Raw genomic sequence first — 17,934 nt, 5'->3', positions numbered from 1 at the left:
GGGGGGAGAATTCTTGTCGAAAATTGAAAAATACTTAGATTTACCTTTAGAAGATGTAATAGGGGATCGCTTTGGAAGGTATAGTAAATATATAATACAGGATCGTGCGTTACCAGATGTAAGGGATGGACTCAAACCAGTACAAAGACGGATTCTCTTTGCAATGCACGAAGAAAGAAATACTCATGATAAACAGTTTAGAAAAGCAGCTAAAACAGTAGGTACGGTTATAGGTAATTATCATCCACATGGTGATTCCTCAGTGTATGAAGCTATGGTTCGACTTAGCCAGGATTGGAAAGTTAGAAATGTTCTAGTGGAAATGCATGGGAATAATGGTAGTGTTGACGGGGATCCACCTGCTGCTATGCGTTATACAGAGGCTCGTTTATCAAGTATTTCATCAGAATTGTTACGAGATATTGATAAAGAGACCGTAGATTTCATACCTAACTTCGATGATACAAATCATGAACCGGTAGTACTCCCTGCAAAATTTCCTAGCCTACTTGTAAACGGTTCAACAGGGATATCAGCAGGTTATGCAACAGAGATACCACCACATAATTTATCAGAAGTTATTGACGCTGTAATAATGAAAATCGATAATCCTTCTGTCACTATTGACGAACTTATGGGAGTAATGAAAGGCCCAGATTTTCCTACAGGCGGTATCATCCAAGGTGTCGATGGAATTAAAAAGGCTTATGAAACAGGTAAAGGAAAAATTGTTATCAGAGGTAGAGCTGAAGTTGAGCAGCTTCGGACCAATAGAGAACAAATAGTAATAGATGAGATTCCGTTTGAGGTAAATAAAGCTAATTTGGTTAAGCGAATGGATGAACTCAGGATTGATCGCAAAGTTGAAGGAATTGCAGAAGTTCGGGATGAAACAGATCGAACGGGTCTACGCATCGTCATTGAGTTAAAGAAAGATGCAGATAGTTCAGGTATTCTTAATTTCCTTTATAAAAATACGGATTTGCAGGTATTATATCATTTTAATATGGTTGCAATTAAAGATAAGACACCGAAATTATTAGGTTTATCATCTATGCTTGAGGCATATATATCCCATCAAAAAGAAATAGTTACAAGACAAGTAAGCTTTGATTTAAGGAAAGCCAAAGAACGTTCTCATATTGTAGAGGGTTTGATTAAAGCCATCTCAATTTTGGACGAGCTTATCGCAACAATACGAGCATCTAATGACAAACAGGATGCGAAACATAGAATAAAAGAGGCTTATGGTTTTACAGAAGAACAGGCTGAAGCAATTGTTAATTTACAATTATATCGCTTAACTAATACGGATATCACCTCTTTACAGGAAGAAGCTAGAGAATTACAAGAAAAAATTGACTATCTAGAATCTATTTTAAATAATGAAAAGAAACTGTTAACTGTAATAAAAAATGATTTGAAAAGCTTAAAGAAGAAGTATGCTGATAATCGAAGAAGTATAATTGAACAAGAAATAGAGGAATTGAAAATTAACTTAGAAGTAATGGTAGCTAGTGAGGACGTTCTAGTTTCGGTTACAAAAGAAGGTTACATTAAACGAACCAGTTTAAGGTCGTATGCTGCATCCAATGGAGAGGACTTTGCTATTAAAAAAGAGGATCACTTAATTGGATTGAAGGAGATTAACACGACTGATAAATTGTTAATTTTTACAGATAAGGGTCGTTACATGTTCTCACCAGTTCATGAGTTACCTGATATTAAGTGGAAGGATTTAGGTCAACATATATCGAACATTGTTCCGATAGACAAAGATGAAAAAATCATCAAAGCTATCCCAGTAAGGAACTTCGACACTGAAAGTTATCTCGTTTTTATCACGAAAAATGGAATGGTGAAACGAAGTGAACTAAAGTTATATGATGCGCAACGTTATTCGAAAGCATTAGTAGCAGTTAATTTAAAGAATGACGATCGAGTTCAAAACGTTCATGTGACAGAAGGCCATTCTGATATCTTTATTGCATCCAATAAAGGGTATGGTTTGTGGTACCATGAATCTGAGGTTAGTCCTGTTGGACAACGTGCAGCAGGGGTAAAAGCTATCCAATTGAAAGATGACGAAGAGGTTATTAATGGTCTTGTATTTGATGATTTAATAGAGAATCCAAGCCTTGTATTGCTTACTCAGCGTGGTGCTTGTAAGAGAATGAAACTTAATGAGTTTGAAAAATCTTCACGCGCTAAGCGTGGTTTGGTAATGTTACGAGAATTAAAGCGTAAGCCACATAGAATAGTTGGGTTCGCACTTGTTAATGAGAAAGATACGCTTCAATTCAAAACGTCATTAGGCACTATTCACACAGTTTACCCTCTCGAGCTAGCAAAAAGCGATCGATACAGCAATGGTTCATATGTTATTGACACCGATGAACAAGGAGAAATCATCGAGGTTTGGGAACAGGCAAACTATGATAAAGTATTTGCAAACGATGAAGAAGGCTCAACTTAATAAACAAAGAAAAAAGTCACTTCAAATTGCTTTTGAAGTGACTTTTTCTGTGATGTTTTTGATAGATAATTTATGATAGGTTATTTCTGGGCGACTTCCGATTCGGATGTTCAGTACGGTCTGTCCTAATCCTTCACTAATATAGAAGGGCTTGTTATCGTAGAAATGCAATCCTTTAACCATATTCATTTTCATCAATTTTCTCCCTAATTTAGCTAAATGATAGGGTTTTGGCCAATGGATTTGACCACCGTGAAAGTGTCCTGATAAAAGATAATCGAAATGGTGATTTTTCATTTCTAGAACTATGTTTGGGTCATGTGTGATAACTAAGTTGTAGCCTGGTGAAATATTATCGTATGATTTAAATAAATCACTTCGATTTGTACTAGAGTCATCGATTCCAATAATGTTTAGTACATCTCCATTTATTACTAATTTTTGATGCTGATTTTGCATAACAGTGCAGTTGTACTGTTCTAACGTACTTTTTAACAAATTCAAATCCTGTTTTTTTAGAATATAATCATGGTTTCCAAATACTACGTATATACCATACTTTGTATTTAACTTATTGAAAACTTTGAGGTATGGAATTAACTTTGGAATACTCCTTTTTCGATCGAGAAAGTCACCAGTTATGGTTATTAAATCAATTTTATTGTCCTTTAATTGATTATATAATTGCTCAGGTGAGATTGATATATTCTCAAGGTGCATATCAGAGATTTGTAGCAGGTTAATATGTGGTTCATTTGGTTCAATGGATTTATATTGTATATCGTTAATAATTACATCTTTAGTGTTTGTATAGGCTTTATAAAGACTCAGGCTTACTAAAAATAAGAATAGTAGTATTGAAATCGTCATCATCATAATATCCTCTCCCGAAGTCTAGTATAATGACTAAGTGGGTATTTTGTTAGAGGTAAATAGTGGTTAAGGAATCAATTGTGATTATTTAAATTAGTTTTCCAGTTTAATATTCTTGCTGAACAATTTTCAGGTAGGTATAAATGCTTTCTGTAATCATACAATACATTGAAATAATCTAATGCAAGTGAGAGTTGTTGTTAGAAGTACTGATATTTAGTTAGAGATTATTAGAATAAGATTTTTTGGTGATACCATTACTGAGGCAATTTTGTTCAAAAACACAGATAGAAGTGATACTCTTTAAGAAAAGATAAGTTCAAAAGGGGATTTACTAAATGGATAATCAACTATTCCGAAATGCAATGGGGAGGTTTGCAACTGGTATTACAGTTGTAACTACTGAATATAAAGGTGAAATTCATGGAATGACTGTTAATGCTTTCATGTCAGTTTCTTTAGATCCAAAGTTAATTGCAATATCGATTGATGAACAAGCGACAATGTATGATAAGTTACAAGAAACAAAGAAATTCGGACTGAGTATTCTTACTGAACAGCAGAAAGATTTATCAATGATTTTTGCTAAGCAAAAAGAAGCTGACCAAGAAATTGAATATGAGTTCCAAGACTCTAATCCCGTGTTAAAGGATTCTTTGGCGACTCTTTCCTGCACTGTTCAAGATATGGCAAAAGCAGGAGACCATTTAATCTTTATCGCTGAGGTTTCTGAAGTAAAAGTGAACTCTGGTGACCCAATTTTATATTATGGTGGCCAATACCGGGAAACAAAATAAAAATGAAATTATTATAGTTGGTAACGATGAATCAGATATCTCTGTTTAAGTAGTTTCGTTTCACTGGAAAAACAGAAAATATAAATACTAACAAGGAGATCAAATCCTATAGATTTGGTCTCCTTATTTTTTATGGATAAGTGATTATTGTGTTTTAACTATGAATCCACATAAGAATTCACTTCCCAATTACATATTTTTATCAACAAGCTATTCTGCTGATGATAATTGTTAAATTATGTTAAAATTGATATATACTTAAAGAATCTCGCTTTAACTATAGACAAGATAGTTGGGGAAAATATATGTGTTGCTATGAGTATTCTTAAAGAATATATTTTTAAAGGAGTAGATTTATTATGGAAAAGGTAATACCTTTCTAGAAGGCGCATTATTGAAAATGAATTGTAGTAGCTGAAAAAGAAAAAATTTATTGCTAAACTAGTATGTTAATCAAAGAAGGGATTAACGCTTTTTGTTGAAGTTATTGCACTAAAGATAAAGCTTATTCCGAACCTTTTTGAGCAAAGTAATAAGGAGGAAAATAATATGACAAATAGGGAGTTGTCATCAGAACAACATGAAAAATTACTAAATGAATTGAAAACCCGTTTTGAGAAAAACATGAACAGACATACAGGTCTTGAATGGGGTAAAGTACAAGCTAAGCTCGAAGCAAACACTGAAAAACTTTGGTCGCTCAATGAAATGGAAGCTACTGACGGTGAACCAGATGTTGTCGGCCATGAGAAAAAGACGGGCGAATACATTTTTTTTGATTGTTCAGCGGAGAGTCCTAAAGGTCGGAGAAGTGTTTGTTTTGACCGCGAAGCACTGGAGTCAAGGAAAAAATACAAACCTGAAAATAACGTTATTGATATGGCAAGTGCCATGGGTATTGAGCTTTTAACGGAAGAACAATACCGGGAGTTGCAAAAAGTTGGGAATTTCGATAGGAAAACATCAAGCTGGGTGCAAACACCTGCTAATATTAGAAAACTTGGAGGGGCTCTCTTTTGTGATCGTCGGTACGACACTGTCTTTGTGTACCATAATGGGGCAGAATCCTACTATGCTGCAAGGGGTTTCCGTGGCTCACTAAAGGTTTAGAGTTGGTGGAAACAGTTAAATTGAGGACTGATCACCAGGGGAAAAGCTTTTATTTAACTCTTAAACTATGAGCTAAGAATTTTAATGGAAGATCTGCATTAATCTTCAGTTTGCTATTGAAGTGATGGGTTTAGTTTATTCTTTCAACTAGTTTTTATATAAGTAGGGGGGATCTTATGTGACTAATACAGTTAAAAAAATCGTTATCGGTTTGGTAGGATTATTTGTAATTGTCATTCTGATAATGACTTGGTTCTATCCTTATTCTATCTTCAGTATTTCTAAAAGTTATTCTTTCACACCTGATTCAGTTGTAGCCGATGAATATCTTAAAGATTTAAACGAGTTTAAAAATACATATGAAAAAGACCTAGAGGAATTAACAACAGATAGAAATATAGATTTAACAACAGACCGAACACAATATTTGCTTCCACTGTATGAACAAGATTGGTTAGTCAGTACGGAACCTCTAAAGATGAGTATGGAAGATTTAGATGAAATTTTATTCGAGGTAAAAAACAATAGAAAGATTTTACTGGAACTTCTAGGTAGAGAAGATTATACAAAAGAACACAGGCAATATTTAATTAATAATTTAGAAAGTTTACTATCATTAGAAGAAGAAATCATTGATATAAAAACAGAGAAAGCAGAATCCCTAAAAACTCTTAAAATTCAATTTGGTAATCTTCACGGGAGTTTTGTAAACAACTTTATGATGTTTGAAATTTTTTATGAAAGGTTCCAAGGCGAATAGTTGTGTTGTTTAAAGTAAGGGGAATTGTTATGAAGGATGATAACACTATTTGGATTAAAAAAACTTCTTCAATTAAACTCTTATTAAACTGCGGAATGTATGGTAGACAATGCTTTTTGTTCTAATCTATCCTTGACATATATTTCATATTGAGAGGAATGAGCTGGATTTAGATCATTAGATCTTTGATTAGTTATTATTTTTACTTTATAAACAATTCCATTGTTCTTTAGTTTATCTATCACTCTATAATAATCTTCATTACCAAATGCTATGTAAACCTGCTTGTATTTTTTGTGTAATAAATAATATAGAAATTGGAAAAAAGACATTATTAAAATCGCAAGAAAGATGAACCCCATTACTATCCAAAGCATGGAAAATACCTCCCCTCCACTTTTTTTAAATATTTGAACCAGAATCCTCATTATCAATGTTCTTTCTGGCGAACAATTATAAATTTTCTCTTCAGTATCTGTTTTTGGTGTGTATTCTTCACAATCAATCATAATTAAATAAGAATAACTAGTCAATCCCTAGAGAAGTAAGTATAATAGATGCTAACTAAATTAAGGTAAAGGGGTCACTTAGTTATATGGGTACATCTGTTTCGAATGCAGTTACGGTGGACAATATCGCCGCAGTATATCAGGAGTTCAAAAAAGAAGATAATCAAATTAATGCAGAAAAAACTTTAGACCTCTTTAAAAAAATAGAAAATAATGAGTTTGTTATTTGTTTTTCTGGGCATTTTTCTGCTGGTAAGTCGTCATTAATTAATCGGCTTTTAGGGGAAGATATCCTTCCGCAGAGTCCAATTCCGACAAGTGCTAACGTTGTTAAAATAACATCAGGAAAAGGATATGTTAGAGTTTATTTTGATAAGGAAGATCCTACAGAATATGTCGAACCATATGATTTAGAAACGATAAAAGAATATTGTAAGGACGGAGATTCAATTAAGAGAATCGAAATTAGTAAAAGAACCGCAGCTATTCCTAGCAATGTTTCAATATTAGATACACCAGGGATTGATTCTTCTAACGATGCTGATCGGATTATGACTGAATCGTCCTTACATATGGTTGATGCATTGTTTTATGTAATGGATTATAACCATGTTCAATCGGATGTGAATTTAAGATTCCTGAGGAAAATGCAACAGCAAGAAAAGTCTATTTATATTGTAATAAATCAAATCGATAAACACCAAGAAAAAGAAATCCCATTTTTAGATTTTAAAAAAAGTGTGGAGGAAACGTTTCAAGCATGGGGAATAAATCCACAGAAAATCTATTTTACAAGCCTGGTGGATAACCAACACTATCTGAATCAGTTTGAAAAGCTTGAAAGCGATCTACAACATTTAATGAAAAACAATCAACAAGCAATTGAGCAAACCGTTGAAATATCGATGTACACATTAATTGATGAACATATCGATGGTTTGCGTGACCTTAACCAGACTAAAAAAGATGAACTAAGAAAAAAGTTAGTTGACCTAAAAGATAAACAAATGGATGGAACGACCGTTGAAAAACATAAAGAAGAGCTTGAACGCTTAAAGAATCTTGAACATAATGCCACACAAGATTTTCGCAGTGGACTAAATTCCACATTAAAAAATGCTTATATTATGCCTTTTGAATTACGAGAGTTAGCAGAACAGTTTTTACAATCCCAGCATCCTGGGTTCAAGCTAGGCATTTTTTCAACTAAAAAGAAAATAGATATTGAAAAAAAACAAAGATTAGACCGTTTTTATCATTCGTTTATGGAAGTAGTAAAAACTAATATTGAGTGGAAGCTTAGAGATAAATTATTGGAGTTAACAAAAAAGTACAACATAAATGATTCAGAGATTTCCCGTCGAATTCATTCATTGTCAGTCAATTATTCAGATGAACGCTTAAAGGAGATTATTAAGCCTGGAGCCGTTTTAACTGGAGAGTATCTTCTTGTCTATACTGAAGACTTAGCTAACGATATTAAAAGTAAATTCAAACAAGCGTGTGTGAATATATGGGAATCTGTACAAGTTTATCTTAAAAAAGAAGCAAACAAAGAAATTTCCATAATAAATTCTGAGTTGAATAATAGTGAAGCAATTGAAAATATAGAAAAACAGATTAATCAAATGGACAAAGATCTTGAAGATAGAAGAAATCATCTTCACAATCTTCTTTTGAGTAAGGTAAATTCAACCAACAACAATGTGGCAATTATGAGAGATGAAATCGTACGTTTAAATCAATTAGAAGGAATAAAACAAGAAAAGGTTCTTAAAGTTGATAGCAAGAAAGAAATACGCGATAAATCAAGTGAGAACAATCAGGTTAAGACTAAGAACAATCATATTCCGATAGAAAAAGTCCTGAAAAAAATAACAGAATCCACAGAAATAATAAAGGATATACCGGGTTTTAAAGTGATTGAACAGGATCTAATCCACAAGAAGGATAGACTAACAAATAGACGTTATACGATAGCTCTGTTTGGGGCATTTAGTGCTGGGAAATCTTCCTTTGCTAACGCATTAATCGGTGAGAAAGTCTTGCCAGTTTCTCCAAATCCAACGACAGCAACCATTAATAAAATAAGCCCAATTAATAAAGATTATAAGCATGGGACTGTGGTTGTAAAAGTTAAAAGTCAAGAAAGAATACTAATGGATATCTCCGAAATAACCAATGAGCCCATTGCTTCTGACATGACTTTAAATGATTATTTACAAGCGCTTAATAATCAAGAAAAATTAAAACAATTCGATCACAAGCATCAGTCATTTCTAATTGCATTAGTTAATGGTCATCAACAAATGGCCAAGAACATTGGACAACAAATCGTGATTGAATTAGAGCAATTCCCTGATTTTGTTACTGAAGAGCACCTTGCCTGTTATGTGGAATGGATGGAATTATTCTATGATTGTCCATTAACTAGAAAAGGAATTACTTTAGTAGATACACCTGGAGCGGACTCAATAAATGCCAGACATACGGATGTCTCATTTGAATACATTAAACAGGCGGATGCTATTTTATTCGTTACTTATTATAATCATGCCTTTTCTAAAGCAGACAGAGACTTTTTAGTGCAATTAGGTAGAGTGAAAGACGCCTTTAGTCTTGATAAAATGTTTTTCGTTGTAAATGCAGCTGATTTAGCTAAAGACAATAAGGAATTAAAACTTGTTACTGACTATGTAACAAATCAGTTGGTTAATTTCGGTATCCGCTTTCCGAGAATGTATCCAATATCTAGCAAGAATGCAATACTTGAAAAAAATAATGTTGATAAACAGATAAATTCAGGTATTACTAAATTTGAAGACGATTTTTATCACTTTATCCAAGAAGAACTAATGGAAATACTTATTACTTCTACACTAAATGATATAAAAAAGGCAAACAAGCTCCTTAAAAGTTATATTAACTCGGCGCATTTAAATAATGATGAAAAAAGTGTCATGATAGAGGAATATAAAGCACAGGAGTCTATAGTAATAGATGAAATAAACAAGGTTGATCGGAATCCATTTGAAAAAGAAATTAAACAAAAAATAGACAAGCAACTATTTTATGTAAATCATCGATTGTCTATTCAGTTTTCAGATTATTTTAAGGAATCATTTAATCCATCTACGATAAAAGCAAACAATGGCTCAGCTAAATTACAGTTAGAAAAATGCCTTGAGGAATTAATAAAAAATATAGGTTCTGAATTGGCTCAAGAATTAAGGGCAGTATCATTAAGAATCGAATTATTTATGAATGTAAAATCAACGGAATTCAATCAAGCGCTATTAACTAAAAGCAATGAAATAGACAAAAACTTATCGTTATCGGAAGTTGAGGAAATAACATTTGATACGCCTACATTTAAAAATGCACTAGTAAAAATGGACCTATCCGTTTTTGACAAAGCCCTATCAATGTTTAAGAACACAAAATCTTTCTTTGAAAAAAATGAAAAAGAAGATATGAAAGTAGAACTATTTAACATACTTACTCCGTACGTTGAAGCATATTTAAAAGAGAAAAAGGAATTAGTAATAACTAATTATATAAGTCAGTGGGAACAATTAACTGAAGATATTAAGAACAAAGCAAAGAGCAGTGTGAATCAATATTACGATGGGTTAAAGCATTTATTATCTAATGACATCAATGTTGAAGAACTGGAAAATGCATCCCAAGAGTTAGAAAGAGTAAATAGTTAACCAATACTAAGCATACAAAAATACTAGTAGTTAAACTACTAGTATTTTTGTGTGTGCAACATTTTCAGTCATTTTTCAGTTTTTTAGGCGAACTAAATGTTATAGGTAGAAGATCAATTCCTCTTGCTATATGGTGTGAAGTATGACTATCAGAGCCAAAAATGAGAGGAATACCCATTTCTTCTGCGATTGCTAAAATTGCAGGGCTAGGATAACTTGATTGGTAATATTCTTTGAAAAAACCTGCTGCATTTGCGTCTAGTTCGTACCCAAGTTCTTTTATAATGCTTAATATTGAAATTATTTCATCTTCAAAGCTAGTACTTGATTTAAATACTTTTGAAAATTTCTCAATTAGCGTTATATGTCCAATTCGTATTGGTTTAAATTCTCCTAAATCCGAATATAAAGCATTTTTTAAGGTCTCATAATATTTGCTATATACGGCATCAACTGAACCAAATAGATCAACAATCCGTTCAAATTCGCCCATGCTGTAATCGATACACACAAATTCTCCATTAGGTGCTATCAACATATGTACGGACAGAATAGCATCATCAATTTGATTTCCAAATTTGTTTAGGATCTCTATTGATTCTTTTTCAAATCCCTCAATATAATCTATTTCAAACCCAACATTTATGGTTAAGTCATCCTTGTATAAATGCTTAAGCCGATTAGCCTCATCAAAGTATTTATTAATATCTTCCCAGCGCATTGCACTATCTTTCTCAGGCGTTGGGTCTATAAAGTTTTTCGGTAAAGGAGCATGTTCAGTAAATGTTAAATGCTTTAACCCACTCTTTATAGCAGCAAGAACATAAGACTCCATCGAATCATCGGATCCGTGAGGACAGAAATTAGTGTGTACATGGAAATCACCGATTGTATTCATTAGATATTCTCCTTTCTCTTTACTATAATAGTCTTAATAGAACAAAAATTAAAGAAGGATGTTGACTTAAAAGTCTAAATTGTGTTAAATTCAATACATACATAAAATGCTTTACCGAAGTAAAGTGGTAGTGTGCTAAAGAATCTAAAATGTCAGGAAGTGTAAGGAATATGTTTTTACCTGCAGGTAGTCAAGATGAAATTGGTAACAGACTAAATAATCGATCACGGGCATATGAGTTATTTCGGAAAATTACATTCAATAGAAATTATAAACAAATATCAACTCCAGTAGTTGAATATGCAAATACCTTTACAAATAAACATGCAGGAATGGATTTAAGAAACATGTTGAAATGGTTTAGTAAGGAAGGAGAAATAGAAGTACTTCGTCCTGATTGGACTACAGCCATTGCGCGTGCTTTGGTCAATCAACACCCCTCTCAATTAAAATGGTCGTATCAGGGTTCTGTGTTTCGTAGTGATAAGGATGGAATTGAGAGTAGGCAAGCTGGAATTGAAGTAGTTCATACGCCGACTTTTTTAGGCGAAAGTGAATGTCTTCTTACAGCAGTTTCCTATTTGAAGGAACTACAAATAGATAGTTATTTAATCGAGTTAGGTCATACAGGGATATTCGATGAGTTGACAGCGCCTTTACAGTTAGACGAAATAGAGTTAGAAAAATTAAGAATAGCCATGCATGATAAACGAAAAGATGAAGTGTATCAGATTGCTTCGGATAATAAAGAGATTGCAGGACAATTGACCGAATTGGTTGATGCTTTTGGTTCATTCGATATAATCGAATATTATGAAAAACATTGGAAAGATAATGATCGACTGCTAGAAATAATCCAACACATTAAACAATTGGCATCACTGTTAAAGGAATCTGGGGTAGAAGATGTTCTTGTAGACCTAGGCAGAGTGAAAAATCTACCCTATTATTGTGGAACGATGTTTAGGGGCTTCTTAAAAGACAATGGCGCTACCTGTTTCTCAGGTGGTAGGTATGACAAACTCTATGAACAATTCAATGAAAGAATTTCTGCAGTTGGATTAGCTTTCGATGTTGATGTATTATCAGAAAAACTTGACATAACTGACCAATACGAAAAAATATGTATTTTAGCTTCTGAAGAATCTCACGTGTATGCTGAAACGATTCGTCAATCCTATTCTAATTGTATAGTAGATATTAAGTATGAACTGGTAAACAGTGATGAGTTTGATAAGGTAATCCAAATAGTAAAAGACGATAACAATTACAGGGTGGTTGAAAAATGAAACCGTGCATTGCTTTAACAAAGGGAAGGTTAGAAAACCAATTCATAGAATTTTTTCAGTCACTATCTTATGATGTTGAACCTTTAATAAATAAAGGAAGAAAACTCCGGGTGGAGACCGATGAATTTCAATTCGTTTTTGCCAAAGGTGTTGATGTTACAACTTATGTTGAGCATGGAATAGCTGATTTAGGGATTGTCGGAGAAGATATTCTTGCTGAGTTTCAACCAGATGTATATAACCTTCTTCCTTTACCTTTTGGTAACTGTCGAATGGCTCTTGCGACGGAAAAGGGTAAGGATTGGCCAGCTCGAAAAAGGAGAATTGCTAGTAAATATCCTAATATTACGAAAGAATTTTTCCGTAAAAAAGGAGAATCCGTAGATATTGTTAAGCTAGAAGGTTCCGTAGAATTAGCTCCTATTCTAGGATTGGCTGATGGTATTGTAGACATTGTTGAAACAGGAAATACCTTGAAGGAAAATGGTTTAGTAGTTAAAGAAGAGTTTTTTGAATTTAGTGCAAGATGTATTGCGAATCGTTCTTCTTTAAAAATTAAAAGGGATTTGTTGGCTCCAGTTATCAAGTCCTTTCAAAAAGGGGAGGTAGTAAGATGATACCAAACTATTCATCGGAGTCCTTTGTTGAAACTTTCCTTCCTAAAAAGAAAAGTAACCAAGCGGATAAAGAAGTACTCGAGATTGCTAGAAAAATCATTGATGACATCCGTGCTAATGGAGACGAAGCATTAAAAAAATATGTTAAGAAGTTTGACGGTGGTGTTCCTAAAAGATGGGAAGTTACCAAAGAAGAACGCTTGGATGCTTGGAACCAGGTCTCTAATGAAACAATTGATTCATTAAAAAAAGCAGCAGATAATATAAGAAGTTTTCATAGTAAACAATTGCAGAGCTCACGTTTTATGGATGTAAATGATGAAATCATATCAGGACAATTATTTCGCCCAATTGAACGTGTTGGTATCTATGTACCTGGTGGCACCGCTTGTTACCCTTCTTCTGTACTAATGAATGCTATCCCAGCTGTATTAGCTGGTGTGGAAGAGGTTATTATGGTGACACCTGCCCGAAATGGAGAGAGCATTGCCCCAATTTTATCTGTGGCTGCTGATATTGCAGGGGTAACAACAATATATAAAATTGGTGGGATTCAGGCAATAGCTTCTATTGCATATGGTACAGAAACAATCCCTACGGTTGATAAAATTGTTGGTCCTGGTAATGCTTATGTGGCCGCGGCTAAATCTTTAGTTTTTGGAGATGTCGGAATTGATATGATTGCTGGTCCTTCTGAAGTAGCAATTATCGCGGATCGATCTGCTAGACCTGAGTACATTGCATCAGATTTGATTGCACAAGCAGAACATGACAAAAACGCTCGGGCATTTCTTTTTTCAACTTCAGAAGCGCTTATTAAACAAACAATTGTTGAGGTTGAAAAACAGTGTGCTATTTTACCAAGAAGAGAGATTGCGGAAAGTGCTTTAAAAGTGAAAAGCGCCGTAGTGCTTGTAAAAGATATAGATAAAGCTTTTGAACTTGTGAATTTACTTGCTCCTGAACATTTGGAAATACAATTAGTCGATCCCCTCAGCTATTTAGGTAAAGTGAAAAATGCGGGGTCAGTATTTTTGGGGAATTATACTCCAGAAGCACTAGGAGATTACTATGCTGGTCCTAACCATGTACTACCTACGTCAGGAACGGCAAGATTTTCATCAGGATTGTCCGTTGATGATTTTTTAAAAAAGACAACATTCTTATACTATTCAGAGAATGCTTTAAAACAGGCCTCTTCACATGTTGTTAATATTGCAATGGAAGAACAACTTGCTGGTCATGCAAGAGCAGTTCAAAAAAGAATCAACAAAAATGATGAAAGTAGCTGAGAGGAGTTATTAACTAATGAGAAGTGCAAGTAAAGCGAGAAAAACGAATGAAACATCAATTGAAGTGTCCTGTAATCTAGATAATGGAGAACAGGTTAGCATTAACACCGGTGTTGGTTTTTTTGATCATATGCTAGAACTACTAGCTAGACATGGCCGCATCGGTTTAATAGTAAAAGCGGATGGAGATTTGCACATAGATAGTCATCACACCGTTGAGGATGTTGGAATTGTTTTGGGACAACTTTTAAAAGAAGCTTTAGGGGATAAAAGTCAAATTAATAGATACGGTACCGCTTATGTACCAATGGATGAAACATTAGGATTTGTTTCTCTTGATATTAGTGGGCGACCATTTTTAGCTTTTGACGCAACCTTTTCAAATCCCAAATTAGGAAATTTCGATACAGAACTTGTTAGGGAATTCTTACAAGCTTTTGCTTTTCAAGCCGGAATTACCTTGCATGCTAGGGTGTTATATGGTGAAAATACACATCACAAAATTGAATCGATATTTAAAGCGCTTGGTCGTGCTTTGTCTGAAGCTATTCGTATTAATCCTGATATTAAAGGGGTTAATTCAACAAAGGGGTTAATTGAATGATAGCCATTGTTGATTATGGAATGGGTAATGTGGCAAGTGTTTCGACTGCTTTTAGGCGATTAGGTTATGATGTTCTGTTAACTGATAAACTCGATGACTTAGAGCAAGCAACACATATAATTTTGCCAGGGGTTGGATCTTTTCAAGCAGCTGTCCAAGAAATTGATGATAGAGGCCTTAGGGAACCTTTACAGCGTTTAGCAAAAGAAAAACCATTTTTAGGTATTTGTCTTGGGATGCAGCTTCTATTTACCGAAGGATACGAGGGTGGCATTTCAAGTGGTTTGGATATAATTCCTGGTACGGTAGAAAAAATAAAAACAGACTATTTGCTCCCACATATCGGCTGGAATGCGCTTAATATAACAATTGATAATAAACCATTTAAATCTTTTCAGGATAAACATGTTTATTTTGTCCATTCATTTGAGGCTAAAACCAATTCAAATTTTCTGGTTGCCACAACTGATTACGGAACAGATGTACCAGCAATAGTCCAAAAGGGTAATGTATTTGGTATCCAGTTCCATCCAGAAAAAAGTGGGGAAGTCGGGATAGAGATATTAAAAGCGTTTCTTCAAGCCGGATAGCAGATCAATCATCTATTCAATGGATAGTTGACCAAAATGAAGTCTATAGAGTATCTAACAAAAAACTGTACACTAAGCAAAGAAATGCTTTTTAGATTCTAGGAGGAAATAAAGATGAAGATTTTGCCTGCAATAGATTTAATTGATGGAAAGTGCGTCCGACTTTACCAGGGGGACTTTAATAAAACGACACAGGTTGGAAGTGACCCAGAAACTCAGCTAGCAACCTTTATTGAAGATGGAGCAGAGATTGTTCATATTGTGGATCTTGATGGAGCGCGGAATGGGGAAGCAAGGCAATATGATTTGATTAAAAAGTTATGTTCACAATCAACAGTCCCAATTCAAGTTGGTGGTGGAATTCGAAATTTAGAGACCGTAGAGAAATTAGTTGAAGCTGGTGCTAGTCGACTTGTTTTAGGTACAGCGGCGATAGAAGATGAGGATTTTCTTAAAGCGGCTTTACAGGCTTATTCCAACCATATTGTTGTAGGGATTGATGTTAAGGACGGAATGGTAGCTACACGTGGATGGGAAACTGTTTCAGAGATTAATTATATTGAGTTTGCTAAAAAAATGGAACAATTTGGTGTGAAAACAATTGTTTTCACAGATATTTCTAGAGATGGAACAATGACTGGTCCTAACTTATCTGCTTTAAAGGACTTATTAAATGCTGTAAACTGTAACATTGTTGCTTCTGGTGGTATTAAAGATAACTCCGATTTACAGGCACTTGAGGAAATAGGAATTAAGGAAGCTATTGTTGGAAAAGCAATTTACGAAGGCAAGGTGACATTAAAGGGGGCGTCTAAGTGATAGTCAAACGCATTATTCCCTGCTTAGATGTTAAAGAAGGTAAAGTTGTGAAAGGTACAAATTTTGTTTCTTTACGTGAGCTTGGCGATCCTGTCGATATGGCATCATCTTACTCGAAAAACGGAGCTGATGAAATCATATTTTTGGATATTTCTGCAACAAATGAAGGCAGACAGACCATGGTTGATATTGTCAAAGAAACTGCTGAAAAAGTGTTTGTTCCATTTACCGTCGGTGGTGGTGTTAGAACAATTGACGATGTGACACGGTTATTAAAAGCTGGAGCAGACAAGGTAGGCATGAACTCAGCTGCAGTTACAAATCCTGAACTAATTACTGAATCTGCTTCCCGTTTCGGTTCTCAATGTATAGTGGTAGCGATTGATGCAAAGCTTTATGATGATGGATGGCATGTGATGACTTATGGTGGAAGTAAGGATACTGGTATCGACGCAATAAAATGGGCTCAAACGGCCGAGCAAAAAGGTGCAGGTGAAATACTTTTAACAAGTGTCGATACCGATGGAGTAAAAGATGGATTTGATTTAGAATTAACACAAGCAGTTGTTGATGCTGTTCGAATTCCTGTCATTGCTTCAGGTGGTTGTGGAAAACCAGAACATTTCTCAGAAGTTTTTAAGAAAACAGATGTCTCAGCGGCTTTAGCTGCCTCTATTTTTCATGAGAATACGTTTTCTATTGAAGAAGTAAAAGAAAACTGTAAAAGTCAAGGAGTGAACATTCGTGAAGCCGGACTTCTCTAAAGGATTAATACCAGCAATCATTGTTGATGACAATACAAATGAGACATTAATGTTAGCATACATGAACAAAGCTTCATTTGAAAAATCAATAGAAACAAAACAAACATGGTTTTATTCACGATCACGACAAGAATTATGGAATAAAGGAGCAACTTCTGGTAATACTCAAGCAATTCAATCTATTCAACTGGATTGTGATAATGACACTCTTTTAATTCGTGTTATTCCTAAAGGGCCAGCTTGTCATACTGGTGAAAGAACGTGCTTCTATCAATCAATTGATTTAACAAATGGTACTGTTCGTGATAATAAAGCTAATCATAAGATAGATTCGGATATTTTTGAAGTTATTATGTCCGAAGTGGAAGAGCGTAAAAAAGTAAAGGTTGAAAACTCTTATACCAACTACTTATTTGAAAAAGGTATTGATAAAATAGGTAAGAAAGTAATAGAAGAAGCTGGGGAAGTTGTTATTGCAGCTAAAAATGAAGACAAACAAGAAATTATTAATGAAGTAAGTGACTTGATTTACCATAGCTTTGTACTTATGGCTGATCAAGGGGTCACATTAAATGATGTAAAAAAAGAATTAAGTAATCGTTTCTCTAAAAAAGGAAATAACAAAGGTGAGCGTCCCGAGATAGAAGAGTGGTGACGCTCTTCTTTTTATTGAAGTAGGAAAAGTGAATTTAGTTTCTCGTAATATTATTATGTTAACTATTGAACTCTTAAGAGAGACTTTAATTGTTGTCTTTGATGCAAAATCTATAGATTGTGACGTACCTTTGTGTTCTTTTTTTTCACTCTTTATAATCAACAGTTA

Annotated in this window: 16 protein-coding genes; 13 read left to right on the top strand and 3 right to left on the bottom strand. The window is 34.1% G+C overall.

All coding sequences use genetic code 11. The annotated features are described in order from the left end of the window. The first annotated feature begins 13 nt into the window (after positions 1-13). Positions 14-2,476 carry a DNA topoisomerase IV subunit A gene (parC, locus tag GH741_RS07845; RefSeq protein ID WP_153736225.1) on the top strand — a complete coding sequence of 821 codons (2,463 nt, stop codon included), beginning with the start codon at positions 14-16 and terminating at the stop codon, positions 2,474-2,476. A 21-nt stretch (positions 2,477-2,497) separates the two neighbouring features. Here the strand turns inward: parC and GH741_RS07840 are convergent, their stop codons facing one another. Further along, positions 2,498-3,346, bottom strand: a complete 849-nt coding sequence (locus tag GH741_RS07840) for a metallophosphoesterase (protein ID WP_205677318.1) — start codon at positions 3,344-3,346, stop codon at positions 2,498-2,500. 341 nt (positions 3,347-3,687) lie between these two features. Here GH741_RS07840 and GH741_RS07835 point away from each other — a divergent pair, with 341 nt between their 5' ends. The 3 genes from GH741_RS07835 to GH741_RS07825 all read left to right on the top strand — a co-directional run bounded on the left by GH741_RS07835 (position 3,688) and on the right by GH741_RS07825 (position 6,016). Further along, positions 3,688-4,146: a flavin reductase family protein gene (locus GH741_RS07835; protein ID WP_153736223.1), complete on the top strand. Its 459-nt coding sequence runs from the start codon at positions 3,688-3,690 to the stop codon at positions 4,144-4,146. A gap of 549 nt (positions 4,147-4,695) precedes the next feature. Then, on the top strand, positions 4,696-5,256 hold the full coding sequence (locus GH741_RS07830) for a DUF4256 domain-containing protein (protein ID WP_153736222.1): 561 nt from the start codon (positions 4,696-4,698) through the stop codon (positions 5,254-5,256). A 178-nt stretch (positions 5,257-5,434) separates the two neighbouring features. After that, a complete protein-coding gene (locus GH741_RS07825) occupies positions 5,435-6,016 on the top strand; it encodes a hypothetical protein (RefSeq protein WP_153736221.1) in 582 nt (193 codons plus the stop codon). An 83-nt stretch (positions 6,017-6,099) separates the two neighbouring features. Here the strand turns inward: GH741_RS07825 and GH741_RS07820 are convergent, their stop codons facing one another. Next, on the bottom strand, positions 6,100-6,393 hold the full coding sequence (locus GH741_RS07820; RefSeq protein WP_153736220.1) for a hypothetical protein: 294 nt from the start codon (positions 6,391-6,393) through the stop codon (positions 6,100-6,102). 218 nt (positions 6,394-6,611) lie between these two features. Here GH741_RS07820 and GH741_RS07815 point away from each other — a divergent pair, with 218 nt between their 5' ends. Then, positions 6,612-10,238 carry a dynamin family protein gene (locus tag GH741_RS07815; RefSeq protein ID WP_153736219.1) on the top strand — a complete coding sequence of 1,209 codons (3,627 nt, stop codon included), beginning with the start codon at positions 6,612-6,614 and terminating at the stop codon, positions 10,236-10,238. Positions 10,239-10,302: 64 nt separating this feature from the next. Here GH741_RS07815 and hisJ read toward each other — a convergent pair whose 3' ends face one another. Then, positions 10,303-11,136, bottom strand: coding sequence for a histidinol-phosphatase HisJ (gene hisJ / locus GH741_RS07810; protein WP_153736218.1), 834 nt, complete (start codon positions 11,134-11,136; stop codon positions 10,303-10,305). Between the two features lie 170 nt (positions 11,137-11,306). Between hisJ and GH741_RS07805 the strand changes: the two genes are divergently transcribed. The 8 genes from GH741_RS07805 (at position 11,307) to hisIE (ending at position 17,766) form a co-directional block, all read left to right on the top strand. Next, positions 11,307-12,425 carry an ATP phosphoribosyltransferase regulatory subunit gene (locus GH741_RS07805; RefSeq protein ID WP_153736307.1) on the top strand — a complete coding sequence of 373 codons (1,119 nt, stop codon included), beginning with the start codon at positions 11,307-11,309 and terminating at the stop codon, positions 12,423-12,425. After that, positions 12,422-13,042 (top strand): ATP phosphoribosyltransferase, encoded by a 621-nt coding sequence (hisG, locus tag GH741_RS07800; protein WP_153736217.1) that lies wholly within the window; start codon positions 12,422-12,424, stop codon positions 13,040-13,042. The genes GH741_RS07805 and hisG overlap by 4 nt, the downstream gene beginning before the upstream one ends. Next, positions 13,039-14,334: a histidinol dehydrogenase gene (gene hisD / locus GH741_RS07795; RefSeq protein WP_153736216.1), complete on the top strand. Its 1,296-nt coding sequence runs from the start codon at positions 13,039-13,041 to the stop codon at positions 14,332-14,334. The genes hisG and hisD overlap by 4 nt, the downstream gene beginning before the upstream one ends. Positions 14,335-14,350: 16 nt before the next feature. After that, a complete protein-coding gene (gene hisB / locus GH741_RS07790) occupies positions 14,351-14,938 on the top strand; it encodes an imidazoleglycerol-phosphate dehydratase HisB (protein WP_153736215.1) in 588 nt (195 codons plus the stop codon). Beyond that, entirely contained in the window at positions 14,935-15,528 is a 594-nt protein-coding gene (gene hisH / locus GH741_RS07785) for an imidazole glycerol phosphate synthase subunit HisH (RefSeq protein WP_153736214.1), read from the top strand. Before hisB ends, hisH begins: the two co-directional genes overlap by 4 nt. 114 nt (positions 15,529-15,642) lie before the next feature. Then, on the top strand, positions 15,643-16,347 hold the full coding sequence (hisA, locus tag GH741_RS07780) for a 1-(5-phosphoribosyl)-5-[(5-phosphoribosylamino)methylideneamino]imidazole-4-carboxamide isomerase (RefSeq protein WP_153736213.1): 705 nt from the start codon (positions 15,643-15,645) through the stop codon (positions 16,345-16,347). Then, positions 16,344-17,111 (top strand): imidazole glycerol phosphate synthase subunit HisF, encoded by a 768-nt coding sequence (gene hisF, locus GH741_RS07775; RefSeq protein WP_338079299.1) that lies wholly within the window; start codon positions 16,344-16,346, stop codon positions 17,109-17,111. The genes hisA and hisF overlap by 4 nt, the downstream gene beginning before the upstream one ends. Beyond that, positions 17,092-17,766, top strand: coding sequence for a bifunctional phosphoribosyl-AMP cyclohydrolase/phosphoribosyl-ATP diphosphatase HisIE (gene hisIE, locus GH741_RS07770; protein WP_338079298.1), 675 nt, complete (start codon positions 17,092-17,094; stop codon positions 17,764-17,766). The genes hisF and hisIE overlap by 20 nt, the downstream gene beginning before the upstream one ends. Positions 17,767-17,934 lie beyond the last annotated feature (168 nt).

Origin of the sequence: Aquibacillus halophilus, assembly GCF_009649745.1 — a bacterium.
GTDB lineage: Bacteria > Bacillota > Bacilli > Bacillales > Amphibacillaceae > Aquibacillus > Aquibacillus halophilus.
This window is presented reverse-complemented; position numbering and strand designations above follow the sequence as displayed.